This is a genomic window from Roseobacter weihaiensis, assembly GCF_020622345.1.
In the GTDB taxonomy this organism is placed as follows: domain Bacteria; phylum Pseudomonadota; class Alphaproteobacteria; order Rhodobacterales; family Rhodobacteraceae; genus Roseobacter; species Roseobacter weihaiensis.
Genome location: NZ_JACNMO010000003.1, coordinates 72,231 through 99,055 on the forward strand (window position 1 = coordinate 72,231; position 26,825 = coordinate 99,055).

General features: G+C 60.3%; 24 protein-coding genes and 1 pseudogene. 12 read left to right on the forward strand and 13 right to left on the reverse strand.

Features of this window, described 5'->3' with window-relative positions; all coding sequences use genetic code 11:
- Positions 1-140 precede the first annotated feature (140 nt).
- The 6 genes from H7847_RS04570 to H7847_RS04595 all read left to right on the forward strand — a co-directional run bounded on the left by H7847_RS04570 (position 141) and on the right by H7847_RS04595 (position 6,346).
- Positions 141-1,130, forward strand: coding sequence for an autoinducer 2 ABC transporter substrate-binding protein (locus H7847_RS04570; RefSeq protein ID WP_227268209.1), 990 nt, complete (start codon positions 141-143; stop codon positions 1,128-1,130).
- Between the two features lie 72 nt (positions 1,131-1,202).
- A complete protein-coding gene (locus H7847_RS04575) occupies positions 1,203-2,699 on the forward strand; it encodes a sugar ABC transporter ATP-binding protein (RefSeq protein WP_227268210.1) in 1,497 nt (498 codons plus the stop codon).
- Positions 2,696-3,697 (forward strand): ABC transporter permease, encoded by a 1,002-nt coding sequence (locus tag H7847_RS04580; RefSeq protein ID WP_227268211.1) that lies wholly within the window; start codon positions 2,696-2,698, stop codon positions 3,695-3,697. Before H7847_RS04575 ends, H7847_RS04580 begins: the two co-directional genes overlap by 4 nt.
- A gap of 7 nt (positions 3,698-3,704) precedes the next feature.
- A complete protein-coding gene (locus tag H7847_RS04585; RefSeq protein ID WP_227268212.1) occupies positions 3,705-4,718 on the forward strand; it encodes an ABC transporter permease in 1,014 nt (337 codons plus the stop codon).
- 30 nt (positions 4,719-4,748) lie between these two features.
- Entirely contained in the window at positions 4,749-5,750 is a 1,002-nt protein-coding gene (locus H7847_RS04590; RefSeq protein ID WP_227268213.1) for a dihydroxyacetone kinase subunit DhaK, read from the forward strand.
- Positions 5,747-6,346, forward strand: coding sequence for a dihydroxyacetone kinase subunit L (locus H7847_RS04595; protein ID WP_227268214.1), 600 nt, complete (start codon positions 5,747-5,749; stop codon positions 6,344-6,346). The genes H7847_RS04590 and H7847_RS04595 overlap by 4 nt, the downstream gene beginning before the upstream one ends.
- A gap of 60 nt (positions 6,347-6,406) precedes the next feature.
- Here the strand turns inward: H7847_RS04595 and H7847_RS04600 are convergent, their stop codons facing one another.
- Genes H7847_RS04600 through mtnK form a run of 5 tightly spaced genes read right to left on the reverse strand, consistent with a single transcriptional unit; the run spans position 6,407 to position 11,552 of the window.
- Positions 6,407-7,486: an aldo/keto reductase gene (locus tag H7847_RS04600; RefSeq protein ID WP_227268215.1), complete on the reverse strand. Its 1,080-nt coding sequence runs from the start codon at positions 7,484-7,486 to the stop codon at positions 6,407-6,409.
- Between the two features lie 17 nt (positions 7,487-7,503).
- A complete protein-coding gene (locus tag H7847_RS04605) occupies positions 7,504-8,190 on the reverse strand; it encodes a class II aldolase/adducin family protein (RefSeq protein ID WP_227268216.1) in 687 nt (228 codons plus the stop codon).
- Positions 8,190-9,182: a sugar-binding transcriptional regulator gene (locus H7847_RS04610; RefSeq protein ID WP_227268217.1), complete on the reverse strand. Its 993-nt coding sequence runs from the start codon at positions 9,180-9,182 to the stop codon at positions 8,190-8,192. Before H7847_RS04610 ends, H7847_RS04605 begins: the two co-directional genes overlap by 1 nt.
- 7 nt (positions 9,183-9,189) lie before the next feature.
- Entirely contained in the window at positions 9,190-10,296 is a 1,107-nt protein-coding gene (gene mtnA / locus H7847_RS04615; protein WP_227268218.1) for an S-methyl-5-thioribose-1-phosphate isomerase, read from the reverse strand.
- Positions 10,293-11,552: an S-methyl-5-thioribose kinase gene (gene mtnK, locus H7847_RS04620; protein ID WP_227268219.1), complete on the reverse strand. Its 1,260-nt coding sequence runs from the start codon at positions 11,550-11,552 to the stop codon at positions 10,293-10,295. The genes mtnA and mtnK overlap by 4 nt, the downstream gene beginning before the upstream one ends.
- A 187-nt stretch (positions 11,553-11,739) precedes the next feature.
- Here mtnK and H7847_RS04625 point away from each other — a divergent pair, with 187 nt between their 5' ends.
- From H7847_RS04625 to H7847_RS04645, 5 genes are all read left to right on the forward strand, one after another.
- Entirely contained in the window at positions 11,740-13,197 is a 1,458-nt protein-coding gene (locus tag H7847_RS04625; protein ID WP_227268220.1) for a sugar ABC transporter ATP-binding protein, read from the forward strand.
- Positions 13,194-14,204 carry an ABC transporter permease gene (locus H7847_RS04630; RefSeq protein WP_227268221.1) on the forward strand — a complete coding sequence of 337 codons (1,011 nt, stop codon included), beginning with the start codon at positions 13,194-13,196 and terminating at the stop codon, positions 14,202-14,204. Before H7847_RS04625 ends, H7847_RS04630 begins: the two co-directional genes overlap by 4 nt.
- A 25-nt stretch (positions 14,205-14,229) precedes the next feature.
- Positions 14,230-15,270: a substrate-binding domain-containing protein gene (locus tag H7847_RS04635; protein ID WP_227268222.1), complete on the forward strand. Its 1,041-nt coding sequence runs from the start codon at positions 14,230-14,232 to the stop codon at positions 15,268-15,270.
- Between the two features lie 58 nt (positions 15,271-15,328).
- Positions 15,329-15,772 carry an RbsD/FucU family protein gene (locus H7847_RS04640; protein ID WP_227268223.1) on the forward strand — a complete coding sequence of 148 codons (444 nt, stop codon included), beginning with the start codon at positions 15,329-15,331 and terminating at the stop codon, positions 15,770-15,772.
- A 229-nt stretch (positions 15,773-16,001) separates the two neighbouring features.
- Complete coding sequence (locus H7847_RS04645; protein WP_227268224.1) at positions 16,002-18,794, forward strand: AMP-binding protein; 2,793 nt, start codon at positions 16,002-16,004, stop codon at positions 18,792-18,794.
- Positions 18,795-18,797: 3 nt separating this feature from the next.
- On the opposite strand, the gene H7847_RS04650 is transcribed toward H7847_RS04645, so the two are convergent.
- From H7847_RS04650 to H7847_RS04680, 7 genes are all read right to left on the reverse strand, one after another.
- Positions 18,798-19,562, reverse strand: a complete 765-nt coding sequence (locus tag H7847_RS04650) for an SDR family NAD(P)-dependent oxidoreductase (protein ID WP_227268225.1) — start codon at positions 19,560-19,562, stop codon at positions 18,798-18,800.
- Positions 19,563-19,935: 373 nt separating this feature from the next.
- Positions 19,936-20,847, reverse strand: a complete 912-nt coding sequence (locus H7847_RS04655) for an alpha/beta fold hydrolase (protein ID WP_319799749.1) — start codon at positions 20,845-20,847, stop codon at positions 19,936-19,938.
- Positions 20,848-21,062: 215 nt separating this feature from the next.
- Positions 21,063-21,728, reverse strand: a complete 666-nt coding sequence (locus H7847_RS04660; protein WP_227268226.1) for a TetR/AcrR family transcriptional regulator — start codon at positions 21,726-21,728, stop codon at positions 21,063-21,065.
- A 72-nt stretch (positions 21,729-21,800) separates the two neighbouring features.
- On the reverse strand, positions 21,801-22,355 hold the full coding sequence (locus tag H7847_RS04665; RefSeq protein WP_227268227.1) for a hypothetical protein: 555 nt from the start codon (positions 22,353-22,355) through the stop codon (positions 21,801-21,803).
- Complete coding sequence (locus H7847_RS04670; protein WP_227268228.1) at positions 22,352-22,603, reverse strand: hypothetical protein; 252 nt, start codon at positions 22,601-22,603, stop codon at positions 22,352-22,354. Before H7847_RS04670 ends, H7847_RS04665 begins: the two co-directional genes overlap by 4 nt.
- Positions 22,603-24,003, reverse strand: coding sequence for a flavin monoamine oxidase family protein (locus tag H7847_RS04675; protein ID WP_227268229.1), 1,401 nt, complete (start codon positions 24,001-24,003; stop codon positions 22,603-22,605). The genes H7847_RS04670 and H7847_RS04675 overlap by 1 nt, the downstream gene beginning before the upstream one ends.
- A gap of 16 nt (positions 24,004-24,019) precedes the next feature.
- Positions 24,020-25,003 (reverse strand): arginase family protein, encoded by a 984-nt coding sequence (locus tag H7847_RS04680; protein ID WP_227268230.1) that lies wholly within the window; start codon positions 25,001-25,003, stop codon positions 24,020-24,022.
- A gap of 371 nt (positions 25,004-25,374) precedes the next feature.
- On the opposite strand from H7847_RS04680, the pseudogene H7847_RS26965 reads away from it, so the two are divergent.
- Positions 25,375-25,581 (forward strand): annotated as a pseudogene (locus H7847_RS26965) (redoxin domain-containing protein); the annotation flags it as partial.
- A 704-nt stretch (positions 25,582-26,285) separates the two neighbouring features.
- Here the strand turns inward: H7847_RS26965 and H7847_RS04685 are convergent.
- Positions 26,286-26,786, reverse strand: a complete 501-nt coding sequence (locus H7847_RS04685; protein WP_227268231.1) for a hypothetical protein — start codon at positions 26,784-26,786, stop codon at positions 26,286-26,288.
- Positions 26,787-26,825 lie beyond the last annotated feature (39 nt).

Here is a 26,825-nt window from a genome sequence, read left to right on the forward strand (position 1 = left end):
GCACAAGTGTGAAGACGGCCTGTTCCAAGGGGGAATACCCTTTCCGACGGACAGTGCGTACGCAGGAATGTCACGCGGGCGACATCGTCCAATGCGCCCCGGAAAATGACCCGCAAATGCGGGCGTAGGGAGGAAACAGAATGAAGACACGTACGAAATTAATGGCAGGTGCTGCGCTGATCGCGTCATCGCTGACGGCTACGCAGGCCGTGGCGGACGGTCACGCCAAAGACATTGCGACAGTTGTGAAAATCGCAGGCATCCAGTGGTTCAACCGCATGGAAGAGGGTGTCAACAAATTCGCCAGCGAAACCGGCATGAACGCCTTTCAAGTCGGCCCGGCGCAAGCCGACCCGCAACAGCAGGTGGCCTTGATCGAAGATATGATCGCCCAGGGTGTTGATGCGCTCGCCGTTGTTCCCATGTCCCCCGAGGCGCTTGAACCGGTGCTGGGCCGCGCGATGGAAGCGGGCATTACGGTCATCACGCACGAGGCCGCAGCCCAACAGAACACCAGCTATGACCTCGAGGCATTCGTCAACGAGGACTTCGGGGCCAACCTGATGGAGCAACTCGCGGCTTGTATGGGCGGCGAAGGTGAATACGCCGTGTTCGTGGGTTCGCTGACCTCGCAGACCCACAATCAGTGGGTTGATGGCGCCATTGCGCATCAAGAAGCGAACTATCCGGACATGACGCTTGTCGGGGACAAGAACGAAACCTTCGACGATGCAGAGCAGGCCTACACCAAGGCGCAGGAAGTGCTGCGTGCATTCCCGGACATCAAGGGGATGCAGGGCTCGGCTTCGACTGACGTGGCGGGCATTGGCCGCGCAATCGAAGAGCGTGGCATGGAAAACGCCACCTGTGTGTTTGGCACCTCCCTGCCCTCCATTGCGGGACAGTATCTTGAAACCGGCGCCGTCGATGGGATCGGCTTCTGGGACCCGGCCGTTGCGGGTGAGGCGATGAACAAGCTCGCTGTGATGGTCATGGACGGCCAGACGGTTACAGATGGCATGGATCTCGGCCTGCCCGGCTATGAGGAAATCTCGCTCGATGGCAAGGTGATCTACGGCCAGGCGTGGGTCAATGTGAACAAGGACAATATGGGCGATTACCCGTTCTGATCCTTTCTTTCTGCGGAGCAGTTTCTGGACTGCTCCGCGCCTTCTTTGCTTCTCAATACAAGTTGGTTGTTCATGTCCTCAGAACGTGACGCCGCGTTTATCGATCTGCGGGCCATAACCAAACGCTACGCAGGTGTGACCGCGCTCCAGGATGTTGATTTCACCGTTCAGCCGGGCGAAGCGGTCTGCCTTGCCGGCGAAAACGGGTCCGGCAAATCGACCCTCATCAAGATCATCTCGGGGGTTGAGCCCGCCACCGAGGGCACCATTCGCATCGCGGGGCAGGAGCATGCGGTTCTCAACCCGCGTATCTCGGCCGCTGCCGGGGTCATGGTGATTTTTCAGGACTTCTCGCTTTTCCCCAACCTCAGCGTTGCGGAGAATATCGCCTTTGCCACCCAGCTGTCGACGCGCGAACGGTTTTTCAAACCGGCCGCCACGCGACAGATTGCGCGCAAGGCGCTGGACCGGATCGGGGTTGAGATCGACCTTGATGCCCGGGTCGAAACGCTGCCCGTGGCGCAGAAACAACTGGTCGCGATCTGCCGCGCTCTGGCCTCCGAAGCGCAGTTGATCATCATGGACGAACCCACCACCGCGCTCACTGAAAAAGAGGTGCGGCGCCTGCAGGGCATCATTCGGATGCTCAAGGAAGAGGGCGTGGCCGTGATCTTTGTCAGCCACAAGCTGGCCGAGGTGCTGGACGTGTCTGAGAAGGTCGTCGTCCTGCGCAACGGCAAGAAGGTTGCCGAAGGCCCTGCATCAGAGTTCAATACGCAATCTCTCACTTACCACATGACAGGCCGGGACGTGCCCGATGTGACGCCTCGTACAAGGCGGGCCGACGCAGAAACACTGATGCATGTGAACGGGCTGAGCAAAGCAGGCTCGTTTGAAGACATCAACTTCGAGCTGAAGTCGGGCGAAGTGATGGGCATCACGGGCTTGCTGGGCTGCGGGCGGACCTCGGTCGCCAAAGCGCTCTTTGGTCTTGTCGCCCCGGATCGGGGCACCATTACGCTGGCAGGGCAAACCGTGCCGACCGGGGATCCCCAAGCTGCATCGCGGGCGCGCATCGGCTATGTCCCCGAAGACCGTCTGACCGAAGGGCTGTTCCTCAGCCAGTCCATTCTGCGCAACGTTGCCATCGGACGGCTTGATGCGCACACCAGTGGCGGGTTTCTGAACATGAATGGTCTGCTGGCCGAAGCAACCGAGTGGTTGCAGAGGCTCAAGGTCAAAGCCCCTGATGTCCAGGCGCCGGTGCAGTCCCTGTCAGGCGGTAACCAGCAGCGTGTCGCCCTTGCCCGATGGCTGTCCCGTGCACCGCGTGTCCTGATATTGAACGGTCCGAGCGTGGGGGTCGATGTCGGATCAAAGGCCGATATTCACGACATCATCCGCGATCTGGCCAGCCAGGGTATTGGGATCATCCTGATCTCGGACGACCTGCCCGAACTTCTTGCCACCTGTCACCGCATCCTCGTCATGCGCGATGGCCGGATCACCGATACGCTCGAAGGCGGCACGGTGACCGAAGAGGAACTTGCCCACAGGTTGGCGTCATGAAGCGTTGGCTGCCCAAGGATTTCTGGACCCGGAACGAGACACTGGTGGCTGGTGTCATCGTACTTTTCTGTATCATCGCGACCTTGTCGGACCCGCGCTTCCTGACCATCACCACCGTGTCTGACCTGCTGCGGGCGGCAATCGTTATCGGTATTCTCGCCGTTGGCGCAATGCTGGTGCTTGTGTCTGGCGGGATTGATGTCAGTTTCACGGCCATCGCTGTGTTTGCAATGTACACGTCCACGGTGCTGTCGCTGGCCATCTGGCCCGATATGCCCTGGCCGCTGATTTTTGTGATTGCTGTCTGTCTTGGGGCTTTGCTTGGGGCCATAAACGGGTTTTTCATTGCGTTTCTGAAACTGCCCACGCTGATCGTGACCCTTGGGACCCTGTCCGTGTTTCGGGGTTTCCTGCTGACCTTCATCGGGTCGCAGCGCATTTCAGATCTGCCGCCTGCCATGCGCGACTTTTCTCGCGGGGTTCTGGCACGCGGCACGACGGAGGCCGGAAACTTCTACTCGATTCCCTGGGCCGCACTGGCGCTGCTCTTTGTGATCGTGCTGACCTGGTTCATCCTGCACAAGACCATGCTGGGCCGGTCGATATACGCCATCGGCGGCTCGGTCGAAAGCGCGCGGCGTGTGGGCGTCAACGTCAAGTGGACACAGTTCTTTGTCTACGTCTATGTCGGGGCACTGGCCGGGCTGGCCGGGATTATCCATGGATCGGTGGGCCGTATGGCAGATCCCTTTTCGCTTGTCGGGCTGGAACTGTCGGTGATCGCTGCCGTCGTGCTGGGCGGGGCGCGTCTGATCGGCGGGTACGGAACACTGACGGGGACGCTTTTGGGTGTCGCGCTGATCGTGATCGTGCAGAACAGCCTCATCGTGGTCGGTATTCCGACCACATGGCAGTCCGTCACCATCGGCCTTTTGATCCTGCTGGGCACCGGCGTTCCCGCCTACCGGGCCAAACAAGAAGCCGCACGCGCGGGGTAAGGGTGTCATGTCAAACCAAACCATCATGAAAAACGTCACCTCGGCTCCGGAATTCCGGCTGCTTGTGATCGCCATATCGGTCTTTGTTCTGATGTCGGTGCTGTCGCCGGACCGGTTCCTGTCGTCGCAAAACCTGACCTCGATGGCCTTCCAATTCCCCGAATTCGCGATACTCGCCCTGGCGATGACACTTGCAATGATGACGGGGGGCATCGATCTGTCCGTTGTCGGCATCGCGAACCTGTCTGCTGTGGTTGCAGCCGTCATCCTGACGACCTTCACCGATCCGGCCATGCCCGCAGCGCAATCTGCCCTTTGGCTGACACTTGCAGTTGTGGCGGCCCTTTGCGTCGGCGCGCTCGCGGGGGTGACGAACGGTGCGTTGATCGCATTCTTCGGCCTGCCTCCGATCCTTGCGACCGTGGGCTCCGGGCTTGTTTTCACAGGCTTTGCCATTGCAATGACCGGCGGGAGCGCGGTGATGGGCTTTCCCGGTACGGTCGCGCTGATTGGCAATGCACAGATCTTTGGTCTCCCGGTCCCTCTGATCTTGTTTGCGATTCTCGCCGTCGTTCTGCACCTCATCCTGACCCGCACGGCCTTTGGCCTGCGCGTGACGATGTACGGAGCCAATCCCTTGGCCGCTCTCTATGCGGCGGTCGATATCAACCGCATGCTGCTCAAGGTATATGTCATCGCTGGCATGTTTTCTTCCGTCGCGGGGCTCATCATCATGAGCCGCGCGAATTCGGCCAAAGCCGACTACGGGTCCTCTTACCTGCTGTTGGCCGTCCTGATTGCCGTGCTTGGCGGCGTAAACCCCTATGGCGGCTACGGACGCGTCATCGGCGTGGTGCTGGCCGTGTTGTCGATGCAATTCCTGTCGAGCGGGCTGAACATGCTGCAGGTCTCAAACTTTGCGCGCGAATTGATTTGGGGCGCGCTGCTGATCTTTGTCATGGTCATCAACACCCAAGCCCTCGCGAGCCTGCGCGACGGCTTTGGCAAGACGGTGAAATAACCAACACACCTCAATGGGGAGGAAAACGCGATGAAGAAGATTCTCAACAAGACAGACGCCTATGTCGATGAGATGCTCGAAGGTTTCGTGGCCGCGCATCCCGAGTATTATCGCCTGCACGGCGACAGCGGCAAAGTGATTGCGCGGGCCGAAGCTGGCAAGCAAGGCAAGGTAGGCATCGTCACGGGCGGCGGGTCGGGTCACCTGCCCGTCTTCACCGGTTACGTCGGCACCGGGCTGCTCGACGCCTGCGCCATCGGGGATGTCTTTGCCTCGCCCTCCGCCGAACAGATGGCCGATGCGATACGCGCGGCGGACAGCGGGGCAGGTGTGCTGCGGCTATACGGGAATTACGGCGGCGATGTCATGAACTTCGACATGGCCGGAGAGTTGGTCGAGTTCGAGGATATCACCTGCTCCACCGTGCTGCTGGCCGATGATGTGGCCTCTGCCCCGCCCGAGGAGCATGAGAAACGCCGCGGTGTCGCGGGGATGGTCTATGCGTTCAAGATCGCCGGGGCCGCCGCCGAAGAAGGGCGCGACTTAGACGGTGTGACCGCTGCCGCGCAGAAGGCCGCGGATGCCTGCCGGTCCATCGGCGCGGCCTTGTCGCCCTGCACCGTACCGCAGGCCGGCAAGCCCACCTTCGAGATTGCGGAGGACGAGATGGAAATGGGCATGGGCATCCACGGCGAGCCCGGCGTCTGGCGCGGCAAGTTGCGCCAGGCGGATGAGATCGCGGGGGAGATGATGGACCGTCTGCTTGACGATATGCCTCTGACCAAAGGCGACCGCGTGTCGGTCATGGTCAACTCACTTGGGGCAACACCACCCGAAGAGCTCTACATCCTCTACCGGATCGTCAAGGCACGGCTGGAGGGTCTGGGCGCCAGCATCGTCATGCCGCTGGTCGGTCGCTATGCCACCTCCATGGAAATGGCTGGGGTGTCCTTTACCCTGTGCAAGTTGGACGAGGAGCTTGAAACACTGTTGCAAGCCCCCTGCGATTGCGCGTTCTGGAGGGTTGGATGACCCTCACCCGTGACACCCTCCTGGCCGCAATTGACCGCATTGCACAGGCCATGGAACGCGACTTTGAAATGCTCAATGCTGCCGACGGTGCGCTGGGGGATGGCGATCTGGGCGTGACCATGACCCGCGGTATGCGCGCGATTACAGAGATGAAGGACGACCTGCCAGCGGACATCGGCATGGCGCTCTTTCAATGCGCGCAGGCGTTCACCAAATCCTCCGGTTCGTCCTACGGTACGCTGCTGGCCACTGGTCTGATGAGCGCCGCGAAGGCTTTGCGGGGGCAAGAAAACATCGCCTCTTCGGACCTGGCAGGCCTGATCGCGGGCGCGCGCGACAAGATGCAGGATCGCGGCAAAGCCGAGCTTGGCGGTAAGACGGTGCTGGACAGTCTGGACTTCCTCGCCAAGGCGCTGCCCGGTGCGGACGACAAAGCCGCCGCCGCCGCGCAAGCGGTGGACAACGCGCTGGAGGAGTTCCGCGACAGGCCCGCGACCGTGGGCCGGGCGCGCATCTTTGCGGAAAAGAGTGTCGGCCTCGATGATCCGGGCATGCTGGCGATGCAGTCGGTGGTCAAGGCCGCCGTGCAGAGCTGAGCGCGGCGGCGACAGCTTTCATACGCCCACCGCCGGAGGGCATCAAAGCGGCCCCGACCCTCAGATCAACGTATCCTCCCCGCCGTAGTGACGGTCGGGGTAATCCGCGTGCAGCGCCTGATCCGCCGCGCCAAAGCGCGGTCGGGCAAAGTTGTGCTGATGCCAATAAGGGTAGATCAGCGGCAGCCGGCTGACATCGTTCAGACGGGTCAGCTCCTCCTTCGACAAGACCAGATCAACCGAGCGGAAGTTGCGCTCAAACTGTGCGACGTCGCGCCCGCCGACAACCAGCGATGCGACCGCAGGCCGGGTCAGCAGCCACGCCAAAGCAACCTGTGCCGCCTCGACCTCATGGGCTTGCGCAATCTCAACCAGCGTATCAACGATGGACCACAGCCGCTCGGTGTCGCGGATCGGAGGCTCGTCCCAGCCCTGCGCCTGTCGCGACCCCTCTGGCGGGTTGGCCCCGCGACGGTGTTTCCCGGTCAGCAACCCCGCGGCCAGAGGTGACCAGACCAGCACACCCAACCCCTGATCGACAGAGAGGGGAAGTAATTCATACTCGGCCTCCCGGGCCTCAAGCGTGTAGTGGATCTGCTGCGTGGCAAAGCGGCTGGCGGGGCTGGGCGCGGCGGCCAGTGATTTCATCACATGCCACGCGGAGTAGTTTGAACATCCCGCATAGCGCACCTTGCCCTGCCGGATCAGCGTCTCCAGCGCTTCCATCTTTTCTTCCACCGGGGTCAGGCCGTCCCATTCGTGCATATAGTATATGTCGATGTGATCGGTCCGCAGCCGCTTGAGCGAGCGTTCGCATTCACGGATCAGATGCCAGCGGGACACGCCTTCGTCGTTTGGGCCGTCGCCGATCCGCATCCGCGCCTTTGAGGTCACAAGGATATCCTCGTACCGGCCTTCCAGCACCTCACCCAGGATCTCTTCCGACAGGCCCGTGGAGTACATATTTGCCGTATCAAACAGGTTCACCCCGTGATCGATGCAGGTATCGACCAGCTGCCGGGCATCGCTGACGCTCTGACTTGCAGCCCGGCCAAAGGCACCCCGCCCGCCAAACGTAAACGTGCCCATTGTCAGGGCAGAGATCTTCAGCCCCGTGCGTCCCAGAGTGCGGTAGTACATGGCGGTTCCTTCCTTATTTATGTGTCAACGGCCGGGCGGGGCCCATAGCTCTCGAATGCGACCAGAACCTCGGCAATCTCGGCATCGGTCAGCAGATGCGCCTGCCCGCCGATGCTGCTGAAGAGGTAGGTGCGGGCCAGCACCTCCAGTTCTTCCAGACGCCAGCGCGCCTTGTCCAGCGTTTCCCCCAGAACGGTCGCACCGTGGTTGGCCATCAGGCAGCCGTGCCGGTCCGCCATGATCCGTGCGAGGTTCGCACAAAGCTCCGGGCTGCCAAAGAGCGCGTAATCCGCCAGCGGCACGTCGCTGCCGCCGAACGCGGCGATCATGTAATGACAGGCCGGGATCGCCCGCCGCTGCACCGCAAGGATGCTGCAATAGGGCGGATGCGCATGCAACACGACAGGCATATCGGGCCGTGCCCGATGCAGCCCCTGGTGGAACGGCCATTCCGAGGACGGGCGGGCGCCCTCCTCAGACGGCATCCCCTCCAGCGGGATCAGAACCATCGCATCCGGGGTCAGCGCCTCATAGGCGACACCGGAGGGCGTAATGAGGATGCCGGCGTCGGTGCGTATGGAAATGTTGCCTGAGGTGCCCTGGTTGAGATGGCGCGCGTTCATCCAAAGACAGGCGTCGATGAGGGCTTGCCGGGTCTCATCGGTATCCGGCAAAGCGACCGCGGGGAAGGGAGTTTCTTTCATCAGACCATCTCCAACAGATCTTGGGCCAGGCGTGTACTGGTGGCCAGATGCGTCACGAACCCCCCCATGATCGCGGCATGTGCCGGGAGCGCCCGGCCGGGGCCTGCGGCCACCAGCAAGGCCATGTCCTTGCCGCGCATCTGATTCAGCGAGACGCCGATCATCCGATCTTCGATGGCGGCCACGACAGGGCGGCCTGCGCCGTCAATCAGCCGCGCACAGATCACGCCTTCTGCGCCCGCTTCACGGTAGGTGGCAATGCTGGCCGCATCAAGGATCCCGCTGCGCACGATGTGGGCGTCAGCGTCGCAGGTGCCACAGGCCAGCACCGTCTTGTTACAGGTCGCAAGCGCCTCGAGTTGTGCGGCCACCACCGCCTCGGCACAGAGCGCATCGCGCAATTCCTTGCTCGACAAGAGCAGCGGCACGTGCAGGTTGATGCACTGCCCGCCAAGCCTTTGCGCCAGCATGGCGGTACAGGTCTCCGCGGCAAAGCCAAGAGCGGCCGGACGCGAGCCCAGCAGCTGGATCACCGTGAGGTCGGAAATCGGATGATTGGGGACCTGCTGCGCCATCTGGTACACTGTCGCGCCCCAGGAGACCCCCAGCGTGTCGCCCGGCTCCAACAGCCGGGGCAGCCAGTCTGCGGCTGCGCGGGTGACGCGCGCGCCACTGCCGGTATCGGTCGGATCATCCGGCACGACAAGAGCCCCCGCCAGACCGTAAGCCGCGCAGAGCTCTGCCGCGAGGCGATGGCCGCGAAACACGTCGCTGTCCAGATGAACACGCACCCAGCCCCGACTGCGCGCCTCGTTGAGGTAGTTGACCACCGACGCCCGGCTGATCTGCATCCGCGCCGCGATGTCGGTCTGGTTCAGCCCATCGTGATAGTAGAGCCACGCCGCCTCGACATAAGGCGCGTCGTCACGGGGCGGCAGCCGGGAGGTCTCTGCCGGTCCGGCACGGACATTGCCAAGAGGGCTGGCAGGCACGCCCCGCCTACCCGTCTGCCGCGCGGGCGCGTTCGGGGAACAGCTCCGCCAGCCCCGCTTCGGAGGCGTCGCACACGCCGCGTTCGGTGATAAGTCCGGTCACCAAACGGTTGGGCGTGACATCAAATGCGGGATTGCCGCCACCGGTGCCGTCGGGGGTGACCTGCACCGCACCGATGGTCCCCGCATCTGCGACGCCCTGAATATGCGTGACCTCGCGCGCATCGCGTTCCTCAATCGGAATTTCGGCCACGCCATCGCTGACGGTCCAGTCAATGGTGGGTGACGGCAGCGCCACATAGAAGGGCACCCCGCTGTCCTGCGCCGCCAGGGCCTTGAGATAGGTGCCGATCTTGTTGCACACATCGCCCCGCCGCGTGGTCCGGTCAGTGCCGGTGATGACCATATCCACCATGCCGTGCTGCATCAGATGCCCGCCGGCATTGTCGGTGATATAGGTGTGACCGACGCCGTGGCTGCCCAATTCCCACGCCGTCAGGGCCCCCTGATTGCGCGGGCGCGTTTCATCCACCCAAACATGCAGCGGAATGCCAGCGTCATGGGCTTGATACATGGGGCTGGTCGCCGTGCCCCAATCAACGGTCGCCAGCCAACCGGCGTTGCAGTGGGTCAGCAGACGCACCGGCTCGCCCGCGGGTTTCTTGGCCGCGATCTCGCGGATCAGGGCCAGACCGTTCTCGCCGATCCGGCGGTTGATCTCAACATCCTCATCGGCAATCTCATGCGCCAGGCCAAGCGCTGCAGCGGCGCGGTCGGCCTCTGGCAAAGGGCGCAGCGCCGCGCGGCAGCGATCCAGCGCCCACCGCAGATTGATCGCGGTAGGGCGGGTCTTTTCAAGGAAGGCCCAGGCCGCATCCATATTGGCATCGGACGCATCCTCGGCCATCGCCCGCGCCATCCCGTACGCCGCCGTCGCGCCAATCAGAGGGGCTCCCCGCACGCGCATCTCGTAAATCGCATCCGCAAAATCCTGCATCGACTGCACCGGGATCACACGAAAATCATGCGGCAGCCAGCGTTGATCAATAATTTCCAGGACGTCTTTGTCTGCGTTCCACCACAAAGAGCGATAGGGCGTGCCATTGATCTTCATAAGATGTCCTTTCCATTGAAATCACGGGCCATCGCGCAAACCATGCCCACATCCGAAAGCGTCCCAGCCTGGTGAATTAAGGCAGCCCCCATCATCAGATTGCGCGCTTCCAGCCGGGCGCGCACCGCAGTATCCGCAATATCCTCAAAATCCGCGTTATGCGCCAGGGACAGGCACCGGCGGTGCATCTCGATCCCGCAAAAGCTCCAGGCATCGCACCAGATTTCGTTCAGCATCGCATCGCAGGCCAGGGTGCTGTCATGGCCCTGATCTTCGAACAAAGATGCTGGGTAAAGGATACCAGTGCGTTCGCTCTGCCACAGGGCGCGGAATTCAACCTCAAATCGGGTGCAGGTGTCTGTGATGACCCTCAGAATCCAGTTCTGATAGGTCTCCAGATCGTCGCCCCGATGCGCGGGCTGGCTGAAATACGCCATCAGGAAGTTTGCGCAGAGCATGCCGACATCAAAGCCAATCGGCCCGTATTGCGCGAATTCCGGATCAATCACGCGGCTGTCGCGCGCAGTGGACATGATCGAGCCCGAATGCAGATCGCCATGCAGCATTGTCTGGGTGTTCGAGGTAAACCGTTGCAGCGCCTGCTGCACGCGCACCTTCAGGCCGACATCTGCGCGCAGTTGCGCCACCACCGGGTCAAGACCATTGGTGTGGTTGTTCATTTCGGCCTCATAATAAGGATCCGTGAACACCAATCCTTCGGTGATCGCGGGGATTTCCACGTTGCCGGCAAAAAGCGCGACATCCGCCTTCTTGTCCGCACTTCGCATCGACAGTTCCGACCCGCGAAAAGCGGTCCGCGCGCAGTAGCGCCCCAGAAAATCCGCCAGCCCTTCGACCTGCTCGCCTGCAATCAGCTTGCGGCGCAGGATCACATGCGGCGCAAAGAACTCCATCACGATCAGCGCCTGCGTTTCATCGAAATGGAACACCTCCGGCACAGCTCCCGGCGCGCGGGCCGCCTGCCGGGTGAGCGCGTGATATTCAAAGAACGCGCGATAAAGCGGCAAGGGCCAACTGTCGCCCACGAGCCGCACATAGGGCAGCGCCTGTTTCACGATCACAGTGCCGTCCGGGCCGCTGACGATGAACACGAGATTGAGATTGCCGTCGCCGACCTCCCTGACGCGCCAGACCGTGCTGTCCGGCCCCACCTGCGCGACCAGGGCCGCGACCCCCGCAAGGCGGGCGGGCAGGCTTTCAACCGTCAAGGCCTCGTATTCCGATCCTGCACGCATGGGCAACGCTCCGGTCCCTGTTTGACACTTGTCCCTTTGGGTAGCTTCCAGAATACACATATGTCAAACTGTTTGACAAAAGTATTTAAGCCCGCCTACCGTCACGACAGTCTGGGGGAGGAACCGGGTGTCTGACGCTGCGCTCCATGTGAGCGGTTTGAAAAAATCATTTGGCAGGAACCGGGTTTTGCGCGGCGTTGACGTCACGCTTGCACCAGGCAGTGTGACCGTGCTGATGGGCGCGAACGGGGCTGGCAAATCAACGCTGGTCAAAGCCATTTGCGGGCATCACCGGGCGGACGGTGGGCAGATGACCCTCGCGGGACGGCCCTTTGACCCGGCGGATGTGGCCGATGCCATCAGCCGCGGCGTAGTAACCGTGCACCAGTCCATTGATGATGGCGTGATCCCCGACCTTGATGTGGCCAATAACCTGATGCTCGACCGGCTTGTGGACGGCCAAGACGGGCTGTTTGTGCGCGACCGCCGTCTGCGGGCCGAGGCCAGCAAGGTCGCCGCCGAAATGGGTCTTACGGTGAACATGCGCACGCGGGTGAGCGATCTGCCGGTGGCCGACCGTCAGATGATCGCCATCGCGCGGGCGATGGTTCGGGCGCCCAAGGTTCTGATCCTCGATGAGCCGACCTCCTCGCTGTCCGCGACCGAAGCCGCGCGACTCTTTGACCTGATTGACCGGCTGCGCGCGCAGGGTGTTGCGATCCTTTATATCTCACACCGGATGTCTGATATCCGCCGAGTCGCAGAGCGTATCGTGGTGATGCGCGACGGTGCGATCTCGGGGGTTTTCGACACCCGACCGCTGGACTATGAGGCGGCCGTCACGGCCATGCTGGGACACCGGATGAACGAGGTCGATATCCGTCAGCGGACCGGCACGACCCCCTTGCTGGAGCTCACCGAGTTGCAGATCCGGGAAGGCGCCGCACCCATCACCCTGACCGTGCGTGACGGCGAAGTCGTGGCCTTTGTCGGACTTCTCGGCAGTGGCAAAAGCCGGCTCGCCGACATCCTGTCTGGCCTTTCGCACCCACTGGGCGGCATCATGCGGATCAACGGCACCCGCTATGCGCCACGCTCGGTCGAGGAAGCCGTGGGCAAGGCTGTGTTCCTGTCACCGAAGGATCGCGGCACCAACGCCGTCATCCCCGGTTTTGACATCGCCGACAATATGACCCTCCCGTTCCTGCGGGGTGTCAGCCTGGGCCCTTTCCTCAGCACCCGCCGACAGCACAAGCGCACAGGCGATATGGTGGAGCGGGTCGGGATCGTATGCCAATCGGTCCGCGACGGGATCGGGACCTTGTCGGGCGGAAACCAGCAGAAGGTAATGATCGCCCGCTGGCTTTTGGAACCGGCGCAGGTTCTGCTGCTGGATGAACCGTTTCAGGGCGTCGACATCGGCGCAAGACGTGATATCGGGCGGCATATCCGGGCCACGGCGCAGGGACGCGCCACGCTCGTTTTCCTTGCCGAGATCGACGAGGCGCTGGAGATCGCGGACCGGATTGTCGTGATGAACGAAGGCACCATCGTCGGTGAGCATATCAGCGATGCCATCAACCTTGCAGCCCTTGTCGCCGATATCACTGGCCCCGACGGGCCTGAGACGGGCCTGCATCCATGAATGACAAGATCCTCAACTTTGCCGTCCGCTACGGGTTTCTGATCCTGCTGGTGGGCCTGATTGTCTACTTCAGCCTCGCGGCGCCGGGGTTCTTCGGCCCGCTGTCCGCCGCGTTCGTACTGCAATCGGTGGCCGTCACCGGCATTCTCGCGCTTGGGGTCACCTGTACGCTGGTGGTGGACGGTTTCGATCTTTCCATCGGCGCGGTCGCTACCTCGGCGCTGATGCTGTCTGCCTATTCGATGGTGATCCTTGAACACCCCACTATTGTGGCGGTGCTCCTGTGCCTTGGCATGGGCGCGCTCGTGGGGCTGCTCAACGGGCTTTTGATCGTCAAGTTCCGGGTGCCAGACCTGCTGGCCACGCTTGGCATGATGTTCCTGCTCATTGGCGTGCAGCGCATCCCCACGCAGGGCAATTCCATCGCCACCGGCATGACGCTGTCCGATGGCACTGTCGCCGAAGGCACCTTTTCGGCGGCATTCCTCTGGCTGGGCCGCCACCGGTTCGATGTGTTTATCGAACGGCTGCTGCCCATGCCGGTCGTGATTTTTGTGGTGATCGCGGTTGTGATCTGGCTCTTTCTCGGCTTCACCCGCCACGGACGGCTGATGTACGCCATCGGATCCAACGCCCGTGCCGCCAGCCTCGTCGGCACACCGGTGAACCGCTACAAGATCGCGGCCTACATGATTTCCGGGGTCACAGCCTCGATCGGTGGCATCCTGCTGGCGGCCCGCCTTGGGCGCGGTGATATCGCCAGCGGCAACAACCTGCTGCTCGACAGTGTCGCCGCCGCCCTGATCGGGTTTGCGGTGCTGGGAGCGGCCCGGCCCAATGCGTTTGGCACCGCCATCGGCGCGCTGTTTGTCGGCATCCTGTTGCAGGGCATGACCATGATGAACGCACCCTACTACACCCAGGACTTCGTCAAGGGTGCGGTGCTTGTCGCCGCCCTCGTGTTCACGTTTTACCTATCTTCGCGCCGGTCCGGCGCGGGGCATTGATCATCAGCGACTGGGAGGAATCGACATGCTGAGACGTTATTTCATCACCCTTACAGGGGCTGCGGGCCTTGCCCTTGGCGCGGGGGCGGCGATTGCGCAGGAGGCCCCGGCCCCTTTTGACGCGCCCCAAGACGTGACCATCGCGCTGGTGCGCTATTTGTCAACCGGCGACTTCTTTCAGGCCTATCTCTCGGGTGTGGAGACGCAGGCCGAGGCGCTTGGTGTCAACCTGCGGGTGCTGGACAGCCGGCAGGACGCCGCCTTGCAGGCCGACATGGTGGATCAGGCGATTGCCCTTGGTGTCGATGGCATCATCATTCAGCACGGGCTGACCGAATCGATGCGCGATGCGGCACAACGCGCAGTGGATGCGGGGATCGAGGTGGTGGCCTTTGACGTGAACGTCGAAAACGATGCGATCCCGCAGATCGAACAATCCGACTATCTTCTGGGCAAGCTCGCGCTGGAACAGGCCATTGCGGACAATGGCGAAAGCTTTGCAGCAGGCTATGTCTACGTTCCGGGCATCGCACCGCTCGACCGTCGTCACGTGGCCTGGGAAGAGGTCAAGACCGCCCATCCCGGCATCACCGAGGCCGCGCGGATCGGCACGCTCGACAACCCGATTGCCAATGCCAACGCCAACCAGGCACGTGCAGCCTTGCAAGCCAACCCCACCATTTCGGTCTTTTTTGCGCCCTATAACGAGTTTGCCAAAGGCGTGAAGATTGCAGCGGATGAGGTGGGGATGAGCGCGGACATGAGCATCTATTCGGCCGATATCTCCACCGCGGACATCGCCCTCATGCGCGAACCGGGCAGCGCATGGAAGGCAACGGTTGCAACAAACCCGGCTGTCGTGGGCGAGGTATCCGTGCGCGCATTGGCGTTGATGCTGGCGGGCCAAGATCCCGGTGCATCGGTGATCGTCCCACCAACGCTGATCACGCAGGCTTTCTTGAATGACCAGGACATCCGCAACATGGAAGACCTGGGCGAGAAGATGCCGCAATTCCAGCATGCGGATGTCGCCATGGCCGACTGGATCGCGCTGCCCTCCCGTTGATGTTTCCGCGTGCGCCCTGCCACGGCGCGCGCCCCCACCCCCAAGCGGAGTGACGCATATGCTGATCGGAATAGATCCTCGCACCACGCCAGAGCTTTTGTCGGCCCTGGCTCGCATGGGTCACGGCGACGAAATTGTGATCGCCGACGCCAACTATCCCGCAACATGGTCTGCCGCCGGTTGCGTGATAACAGATGTGATCCAATATCCCGGCCATACGGCACAGCAGGTGGCAGACATCATCACGGCACTGATGCCGCTTGATGACTTCCACAGCCACTCTGTCCTTCGGATGGAGATTGACGATGCGCCCGATGAGATGGCCACCCCGCATCAGGAAGTGTGGGACGTTGTGAGCCCGCGCCTGCCCGAAGGCGGCATTCTGGCAAGCCTTGAGCGTCAGGCATTTTACAAGCGCGCAGGCCACAGCTTTGCCGTGGTACACTGCGGTGAAGCGCGCGCCTTTGGGTGTTTCATCCTGCGCAAAGGTGTGATCCCCTGATGACGCGCAACGGGGCCAATCGACTGTGCGGCGCTTGGCTGATCTACGTCTAAGCAACGAAAGGTCCTTTGCGGGCCTTGAGCGGCATCTGCACAGATAATCGCCAAGCAGAATGCTTTCGTATCACTTCTCACCTTGAAATTCCTTTCTGGTAGCGCGATACCCTCAAAAATGTCGTAAAAATGCGCAATAGCGGCGCTATTGCGCTGCAATCGGGGCGAGGAAGATTTTGTCAGGCATCGAAACGATTCCAGCGCAGCTCGTGCAAGCGCTGCATGAGCATTCCGAAAAACCGGCGTTGCTTGATCGTGAGATCACTTTGACATACGGGCAGTTGGCCGATTTCATTACCCGGCTTCAGACGTATCTTACCTCTGATGGACCGGTCGCTGTATATGGCAGGCCATCTGCTGTCTTCGCCGCTGCGGCAACGACCTGTGTCGTATCCGGGCGTCCGTTTGTGCATCTCGATCCGGCAATGCCGACTGAGGTGCTGGCCAATATCATTCTCGAGCTTGGTATCGGTGTTGTTCTTCTGTCCGAACCCCCGCAGCAGGGGCAATTGCCCCCTGCCTGTGTCTGCGTTGATGTCCAGACGGTGTTGGCTTCATCGCAAGACCAGCCGAAACGGCCACTGGCCCCGGCCCCGGTATTGCCGGATGATATCATTTACATCGTCGCCACTTCCGGCACGACCGGCAAGCCAAAGTGTATTCCGGTCACGCATCAGGCCGCCTGTTTGTCTTATGACTGGCGCGATGCCTACACGCCTTATGACCCCAGCAAGACAGTTGGCGTCTATATCTTTGCAATCTGGGAGATGTTCCGCCCGCTGCGGGGCGGGGCGGTGGTTTGCTTCCCTGAATTCGGCGAATTGATGAATCCGCGCGCCCTGCTCAAGTTCTGGCAGCGTCACACCGTGACCGAAATGCTCTTCACACCGTCAGCCTTTGAAAAGACATTGCAGGCCCTGCCTGCATCGGCCCTGCAGAACCTTCCGGTGCAGCGCATCATCCTGAACGGAGAAGTCGTGAGCGACGAACTGGTGGCGGCAATGCATGAAAAGCTGCCGCATGTGGCCGTATGGAACCTCTACAGCATCTGCGAGACCCACGACATTGCGATGACACCCGTCTCCTCGCACCGGGAGAGCGCTGGCGCGGTTGGTGTTCCGATGCCCTATCTCAAAGCCGTGGTGTTGGACGATCATGACCAGCCTTGCCCCCCGGGTCAGCCCGGCCTGCTGCACTTTGAAGGGTCTCGCATGTTGGGGCCCGGCTATATCAACCGCCCCGAGGAAACGGCACTTCGGTTCCGCGACCTAGCAGTCGCAGGTCAGCAGATGCGGCTCTATGATACCGGGGACCAGGGTTTCGTGGATCGCGCGGGTGCGGTGCATGTGATGGGACGCGTCGCGCATATGCTGAAGCTGCGCGGCCACAGCATTCAAACGCAGGGGCTGACAGCCTCTCTGCATGGTTTCATCGGGTTCACGCAATCCGTACCGTGGATCCAGGAGGTAGACGGTCAGGGCAAAGTCCTCGTTCTCTATTATCTGGCCGACGAAATGCAAATGGCGCAAAACCAACGCGATTGGGGGCTGACCCCAGGCCAGATGCGCATGCCCCCTGCCCTCTCCAAAGCACTGCGGGCGGAATTGCCATCCTATTGCATCCCCAGTTATCTGGTACAGCTGGACGAGATGCCGATCAACGCGGTTTCTGGCAAATGCGATTTCAAACGCTTGCCAAAGATTAAGGCAACCTCCGCAAATACCACCCCTGCAACAGCTTCTTTGCCCACGCTCGCGCTGAGCGCAGAGGCAATGGGTCGGGGGGTCGCAGATATTGATCCCTCCCTTTCTTTTCATGACCAGGGCGGCGATTCATTGATGGCCGTCAATCTGCTGCTGGCGCTTGAGGCCACCTATGGTCGCCGTGTGGATTTCGACTTTGCACTGAACGTCCCCTTGGGGCGGTTGCATGACATCCTGACAAATACGACCATTGCACCCCACGACAGCGCCGTTTTTGACCGCAAGGGTATTTTGCTCACCGGAGCGACAGGGTTTCTTGGCCGTCGTGTGTTGGCTGCTGCCGCACAGCACCTGCCCGTTGATGAGGTGATTTATTGCGTGATCCGCGAAAAGCGCAGAACACCCCTGAAACGCCTCATGGCCCTCGCAACCGCGCAGGGCGTGGAACCGGACCGCCTGGTTCTCATTCCCGGCTCCATGGATGATGCAAGGTTTGGCCTGGACGGCAAGAGCTACCGGTCGCTGGCTTCCTGTGTCACGACAGTGATCCATTGTGCGGCCATGGTGAACCTCGCGGTAGATCGGACACATATGGAGGTTTGGGCGCAGGCGGGCATCACCAACATCTTGCAATTCTGCCGGGACGCCGAGGCGGATTTGCGGTTCACGTCCTCCTCCGCCGTCTTTCCCGAGGTCGGTGGCCCGCACGCCGAAGGGCCCACATCCGCTTTTGAGATATGTTCCGGCTATGGGGCGGCAAAAATCGAGGCCGAACACCGGATTGCGCGGTCCGGTGTGCCCGCCCATATCGTGCGCTTGCCCTCGCTTTATGACCTGTCCGCACCCAACACCAAGGATATCTATGAAATCATCATGGGGGCGTGCCTGAAGATGAATGCAATCCCGCAGGGCATGACCTTTCGGATGGTAGAGGCGCAGGCGGCCGCAGCCTTCCTTGTAGGTCTGCCAGAGCCAGAGGGCACACAGTATTTCAACTTTACCCCGAACGTCTTTGCGACACCTGATGTCATGCCAAAGGGGATGGTGACGCTCTCGCAGGACAGTTGGCTGAGAGAAGCGCCGCTGACAGAGGCAGAGCGGGCACTGATTGCCGCAGATCAAGACGTGCTGCGCGCAACCGCCCTATTTGACCACGGCGCTGCGCAAACCGCTTGGCAACAGATCACCGGTCGTGCCTTTTCTACCACCTCCGATCCAGCCGCATTGCTGCAGCAGAGGTTGACGCCGCCTGCAACCGCTGCGTGAGCCTTACCAATTGGTGGCGGCGTTCACCTTTATATCTTCCATGGTGATCGCCCGGCCAGCATCACTGACAAGAAAAGCGATGAGCTCCGCAATCTCTGACGGCTGAACAAGCGCCCCCTGTGGATTGGAGCTTTCGTATCGTGCTTGAATTTCCGCACGGGGCAATCCTGTCTCGATCGTTTCCTGATCCACAAAGGATTTCAGCATCTCGGTTTCAACCCAGGTCGGGCTGATGCTCACACAGGTGATGCCATAGGCCGCGCCTTCAAGGCTGACACAGCGCCCCAGCCCCAATAACCCGGCCTTGGACGTGCAATAGGCCACGTTGTTCTCAAGACCCTCATGCGCGGCAGTCGAGGCCAGGTTGATGATCCGCCCCCACTCCTGCGCCTTCATCAGAGGCATCACAGCCCGGATCATTTTGAAGCTCCCGGTCAGATTGGTGTCGATGGTATCGTCCCAAAGCGCGTCAGGATGGTCGATCACCGGCGCCTCATCATAGACACCGGCAGTGTTTATCAGAATATCAACACTGCCATGTTTTTTCGCGACATTCTCAACAAACTCGGCGACACTCGCGCTGTCGCGCACATCCAGTTTTGCCACATCAACCTGCTTGCCAAGCCTGGCGTGCAAATCGGCAACAGCCTTCGGATCACCGCCGCGTCGGGCGCCGATGCAAACGGTTGTCCCCGCAACAAGCAAACGCTGGGCAGTGGCAAGGCCCATGCCCGACAGACCGCCCGTGATAATTGCAACTTTTGTCATTTTCTCCAGCCTGTGCCCTGCTTCCTCGGATATCAGCCTTATGAACCAAAAGAAGCGCGCTGTGCAATTCATCGACGACTGAAGGTTCACATGTGATGGATTGTCGCAGAATCAGGGCCAGAATGAGCTGCGGACGATCGATGCAGACCGGGGAATCCCTCAGCCAATCTACGGGTGGATCAGGCATTCCGAAATGGCGCGGTCTGAACTGGCATAGGTGCAGGCCAGAGTGCAACCATGGGGACGATCAAGGCCGCCCCTAGGAGTTGGGTAAAAGGAGAATGGAATACGGCCCCCCTGAGTTTTGCCCATTCCCTGCGCTTTCCGAGGTCGTGGAGTGGAATGGGCAATGTCATTTGTCGCGGCAGCGGCATCAAGATAAGTGTTCCGCACATGCACCGAAAATGTCGTCCCAGTTCTCTATGTTGAAATGACCCTTGTCCTGAACCAGATGTAACTCGGCACCGGGGATAGTGTTTTTCAGAAGCTGTCCCATCCTGTTTGAAACGAAGATGTCGTCTTTGCCAAGCCAGATGTATGTTGGCACCGCGACATCGGCGATATCGAAGTCCCAGGCGCCAAAGCAGATCGACGCTTCGTGGGCCGCACCTCGGCTGCCTTGCCGAAATGCTGCCTGCTCCATTTGGCGGAAGTGACGCAGAAAGGCATCATTTTCCAGGCACGCCTTATCCGCATCAGAGACAGCTGCTTTCATGATCTTGAAGAAAAGTGACGGCCAATAGAGGGCTCCCCATCCCATCGGCGCGAAGGCCGTGCGCATGATCCATGGCATACGCCGGGATACTCTGGCATAGAACCGGTCAAGTGGGTTCAGATCCGCCATGATTTCGGGGGATGCGACGGGCCCCCAAGGTCCCAGGGCGCCGATAAACCGCAAGCGGTCGGGTGCGATGCAGGCACCACAAGCAAAAAGATGGGGGCCGGCGCCCGAATGCCCCGCAACGCCGAACGTGTCAAAATCCAGCGCGTCCGCCAATCGCGAAACATCCTTTGGCCAGTCTCCGAAGACGCGGCCGCGCTGGAAGCTTGAATACCCATATCCCGGTCGATCGGTTGCGATCAGGCGAAGGCCATGTTTACACGCAGCCGCATGCGCAAATGCACCCTCCAACCGGCTGCTTGGCGTGCCGTGGAAATAAAACGTTGGGAACCCGCCCGGATCGCCCCAGTCCATGTATGCCAGATGCCGCCCATCCGGCAATTCAAACAGGGAATGCGCCGCGATTTGGTCGAGGGATGGGATAGGTGGCAAAACGGATGTCATAGAGGCTCCTTCAGCATATCTGCGGTGTTAACAACCGGCGGGGGCGCAATGGGACTGGCTGACGCTATTGCGAACCGGCGTCGCGGGCAACCAAGGCACCGGCGACAGACCCGCATTGACCCCGATCAAGGACTGCAGTGAAAGAGCCCCCTTAGGTCCGCGCCATCCACCGACCCTGTCCGCTTTGACGTGAAGATGATCGGCCATTGCGGTCGTCACCGCCCGGCCTTGGGTCCGCAGCTCCCAACCAAACCACCAACCAGATGATCCAGCAGAGCCTGCGTTGACGGTTTCGTCACTGAAGAGTGTTCATCGACATCGCGGGTCTTAACAGCCACCAGGCCGCAGATCAGCGAAATCATGGCAAGGTCAACGCTGCCCTTTATGCTCTGTCGCGGGGTGTCTGGAAAGAATACCTGCAGATTGTCCAGCAACTCTTCTGCATCGCGCATCAGGTTCGCTTCGAACCGGCGCACAAGAGTGTCCGCCTCGCCCAACAGGATGCGGGACAGGACACGCAGACCGTCATTTCCCCATTCCGGATAGCGTCGCTCCATCATCAGGGTTGGCAGAAAGGCACGCGCCATTTCAGCTTCGAGCCCCGCAGACGGTCGAAGGACGACACCAAGGTCCCGCACCTCTGCCTCGGACACATCGTCGCAAATCGCATCGGAAATGCGATCGAGGACGGCGCGCAGCAGCCCCTCGCGATCTGTGAAGTGATAGTGGACCGCAGCCGTGTTCCGCGCGCCCGCCTGTTGCGCCACGGCGCGCATGGACAGCCCATGTATCCCTTGGGTGGCAAAAAGCGATGTCGCTGCATCCAGCAACCGGGTGCGGGTGTCGCTTTCCTGCGATGGTTCGGACCGGCTCTCTCTCATTGGTCTTCACTCGCCTTTGATTGTTCAACGGTGCTTCATTCCCTACAGTTGGTCGGTCGATAAACACAATTATTAAGGCGGAACGGCCTGGTTCTCTCGAACGGACCCAGACGGAGCCGTTTTACGCAGCCCAATCAGCCAGGATAATAAGCCTGCGCCAAAGGCGACGAAGTCAGCGGCCCCCCAAAGAAACGCGGCATCGTCTGCCCCACCCTCCGAAGCGCCCAGGGTGATCAACCTGGTGGCATCACCCAGACCGACCGTGGCACGGACAAGCGGAACAGCCCGCCCGCTGGGGTCTGCGTGGGCGATCTCGGCGGTTGACAGGATCAGCCCAAGGTTCCAGCAGAACGACAGCGCGACGATACAAAGGACCAACAGAAACGGCCCCGCTTGCGCCAATCCCATTTGAGGGGCGAAGATCTTGCCATAGGCTTTTTCCGTATGGCGGCTGCTTGCCGCACAATAGAAGACTGCTGAATTCGCAAGGCTCCCGCCGACGCCCGCAACCAGCAAGAGGCCGCCCCATGCCTCAAAGCCGCCTGTCAACAGCATGACCGGCAAGATGAACAGCAAAATCAGGCCCAACGTCATGGCGGCACGTGTGTTGGTCCGGGAAATCCTCATTGGCTCGAAATGACCGTCAGTCCAAAGCCAAGAAACTGCATTTCGGCCACTTCGGCGACGACTTGGGCGGGCAGTCCCGCATGTTGCATCAGATATCCATTGGGCACAGACATAATGTTAAAACCCAGCGATACCACGGCTGAAGTCGATGCCAATCGGTTGATGGACGTCCCGTTGAAATCACGAATGCGGTCGATTTTCTGATACCGCTGTCTCAAATCCCGGCAAGGGTCTGGTCGGGTGCGCACTACCTGCATTCTGCGCCAAGTTCAGGCTGTCGATTGTCCCCAAACGCCGCGATCACCTCATCGGCCGCCCGTCGACCAGAGCGGATCGCACCCTCCACATAGCCCGACCATATCTCTGACGTCTCGGTGCCTGCCCAGTGCACCCGTCCAAAGGGCTGCCGCAGATATGGTCCATACTTCGTGAGCGTCCCTGGCGGCATGTATGCGCCGTAGCACCCGCTGGAATAGGTCTCGTCCATCCAGTTCCGCTCAACCACGTCGATCGGCCGGGCGGCCTGAGGTCCAAATGCCTCTGTTACCGTGTGGACGGCTTCGGCGCGGCGGTCCTCCGGTGTGGCGTCCCCCCATTCGATGGCTGCCTGCGCATCGAAGAACCCGGCCAGAAACCCATGTAATGTGCCCGGTGGTGTCACATCGAAAACGGGGGCAAATGCCTGCGACGTATCGACAACAGAGCCATTGAGCCCACTATCGCGCCAGAATGGCCGCTCGTAAGCAAGCCAGACCTTGATGCAGGCTCCCATGACTTGCCTTTTTAAAAGCGCACGCCGTGGCAGTGGCTGCACGGGCGAAAACGCGATGGCATTCGTTTGCGCGGGCGGCGTCGCAACAATCACGCGGCGAGCCTTGTGGGTCTGGCCGCTTTTTGTCCTTACGGTGACCATGGCATCCTGCTGATCGATCCTGTCCACCGGGCACCCCATCTTGACAGGGTGCGGTAACTCCCCGGCCAAGTGCTGCGCAATCTGGTGCAGGCTTCCGACAAAAAGGTGGTTCTGTGCACCACCGGGACCGGCTTTGATCAGCACCTCCAGCCCGCCTGCCGACTTAAGATAGAACAGGAAGAATAAGAGCGACAGGTCATCGGGCTCACAACAAAACACGCTGCGCACGATGAAGTGAAACAGCTTTCTGACGCGCCCGTTGCGGACATGAACACCGGACCATTGCGCGACTGTCATGGCATCCAATTGCGCCGCTCCCGACGACATCCATGGCGTTGCGGGATCAATGCGGGCGCACAGGCGATCCAACTTATGTACAAGCAGGCCCAGATGTATCTTGGAAATCAGACCAATTCTGGTCTCAAAGGCTTCTCCGTCGAATACGGTATTCAAGCCATCGAAACGCCCGATGCTCCGACCCTCCAGATATGTCGGATAGGTCTCAACCCCGAACGCGCGGCCCAGCTCAAGCAGGGCGGTCTGGGTTGGACCAACCCACATGCCACCGAGGTCGATGACCTCGCCAGCAAGAGTACCGGCCTCGGTCCGGCCGCCAACGCGATCCCGCGCTTCGAGGACGAGAACATTGTGGCCCTTTGCCAGCGTTTGCGCCGCCGACAGACCGGCAAAGCCGGCCCCAACAACAATGCAATCAAAGACATGTGGCCGTCTCATCGTTCAACCCCGCCGATCAAAACGAGGCATCAAGCAAATGACACAGATCCGCGGCAAGATAGGCCGCCGCGACCGAGGTCATTCCCGTTGGATCGAAGAGCGGATTGACCTCCACCAGGTCCGCACCGACAAGGTTGATCCCCTCCAGCGCCTTCAGCAGGCGGCGTACGTCCGCCGTTGTCGGGCCGCCAGGGACAGGTGTGCCTGTGCCCGGCGCGCAGGACGGGTCCAGGGCGTCGATATCAAGCGTCAGGTAGACCGGGGCGCCGTCGATACGCGCCTTGATCCGTTCTGCCAGCGCTTCGGGCGTCATGTCCAGCGCATCGTTTGCATGAACGATGTCATATCCACCCTTTGGACTGAGGGGTTGCGACGTGCGAATGTAGGCCTGTGTTGAGCGGGCGGGATCGACCTGTCCGTCTTCCACCAGAGCCGTCGCAAACACGCCGTGGTTGTACATTCGGGCACCGCTTTCATCCCGGACGTCATAACTGTCTTGATGTGAGTCCAGATGCACGAGCGCCACAGGCCCATGTGTTTTTGCCACGCCCCTTACCAACCCGATGGGCAGCGTATGATCCCCACCCAGCGTCAGAATGCGCGCGCCCGCTGCATTGATTTCGGTAGAGACCTGCTCGGTCAGCTCCAGAATCATGTCCATCACACCGGTGCCCGGAAAGGGTGTGACATCGCCAAAGTCGATGATACGATGCCTGTCCCCCAGCATGGTCGTCCAGGGATAGACTGGTGGGAATTCAGTGGCGTAATACGATTGTTCGCGAATTGCGCGCGGGCCATAGCGCGTGCCAGGCCGGTTGGTGACACCTGCGTCGAACGGCACACCCATCACGACGATATCGCCGGGCTGAACATCACGCGTGTATGGTGCTTTCATGAAAGTCGAGAGGCCAGCAAAAGGCAGGTATCCTTCGAGGATGTCCAACGCATCCGTCTCTGGATTGCCGCCTCGCTGATTGGCGATCAATTTCACGATATCCATCATCTTCCTCCTTGGCGGTCACATCAGCTGTTTTGCGGATGGCGGATTTCACGATACCTTGAAGTCAGATTAAAGCAATTGCTTTATTTCTACCCATCACGCGCTGCGCTCGCCCGCTGGACAAGACAGCACCCACAGACCCCGGGGTTCGGTGCGGCATTCCCGTTCAATCCAACAGCTCAGAAGCAGCGCAGAAAAGTCGACCCGATGTTCGCACATCTCAAACGCATCCTTGGTGTCGTGGTCACGCTATTCTTGGGACTCTTTTGAGCTGGCATTCGCTTTACTCATTTTTGGTAACGTTATTCATGAGGTAGAATAAAAATTACACATTACTCTCAGGTAGCACACATTCAGATCGGGGAGTGAACATTGCCTCCAAGATCTACGGCCATCGCCATTTCCCACCGGAAGAATGCAACTTTACCGTCGGCGAGGGCCTGCAAGCAGGCGATACGTATACGGAGGCTCCGCTACGCCCCCCTGATGGTGAAACGGTTCACTTGTCGGACTACCTGAACGACAAGCCATCAGTGCTGGAGACTGGCAGAATGACCTGCCCGATGTATGCGCAAAGCGCAGGTTGTTGGTGAGTGCGTGGTGACTACCAGTCCGTTTTCAACCTGCGGCAAGATAACATCGCTCAGAGTTCAAATGAGCTTTTCTCACATTTGAGGATCCAAGTGAGCGTCAGATACGTTGAGCTGTAATAATTTTGGCAAAGCAGGTCAGCGCGCGTTGAACCCGACCTAACCGGGCCGTCGCATCAGCGCCGCAGGGATGCCCGATCAAGAGCAACATCAGCCCCGGAAGGGCGACGCGGAAAATCTATCACACGCCCTGGTCGCCCAACGACAGCAATACCAAGATCGACACCAAAAGGGCGAGCGCTGGTTCTGCGACGAAGGCGAGGCACGCCAGGCGGGATGGGTCGCGGTGGCTTCAAGGTAGAGAAGTGTAAAGGGCCGGTTTGAGCCCACTTCGACCGATGCTGCACATTGAACGAAGGGCCGCTATGATGAAATTAAGGGCAATATACTTAACAGAACTGGGAAAAGTAATCCATCGCGTGACCTGCCCCGCGAGGCTCCTTCGTACATAGCGCGAGTTTGCGGTTTTGAGATTCATATTCCTCGGCTTCGCTTTGGGCAAGCTCCGCATCTTTGGCACCTTGGCCAAGACCCGAATTACACCATCCAAACCAGTACCAACGAGGCCAGAGTGCTCACGGAGCCCGTCTCCGGCACGCCCAACTTCAGAGTCGTCTGCTTTAGCATGCTCCTCATTCATGATCCGGTCCTTTCCAAACAAAGTAGCTATGGTAAAATCCAATAGATATAATGGGCGAAAAAACGACTGTTCCAACTGCGGCTGCAGGCCAGGCGCGTAGATGAGAATAGTGTTCGAACCAGAGAAATACTACCGCAGCAAGAACCCCCAATGCTGCAGAAAACACAGGCCAACAGGCGACCTTAAGCTCGAAGTCGTAAGGATGCTTGCGCTTTTCTTTTGGCGGCAAGCCACCCCGCCGTCTCATCTCCTTCCAGTAGGGCCAAAAAATTTGCCTGAGGTAGAGATCGAGAGGACAAAAGAAGGGTCCAATAATCAAGGCCGCAACCGCACGGTTATAGCCGACGGAAAAGACGGGAGGCTCTATCACATAGAGATAATAGCAGAGCGATAGATGCATGATTGAATATGCTGCAGCCCAAAAAAGATAGCGGCGCTTGCTGGACAAGACTTGCGGCGACAATTCTTCATCGGGAATATCAGAAAGTATCAATACTGCACTCGAAATATATGCAGAAGCTGATTTTGTACA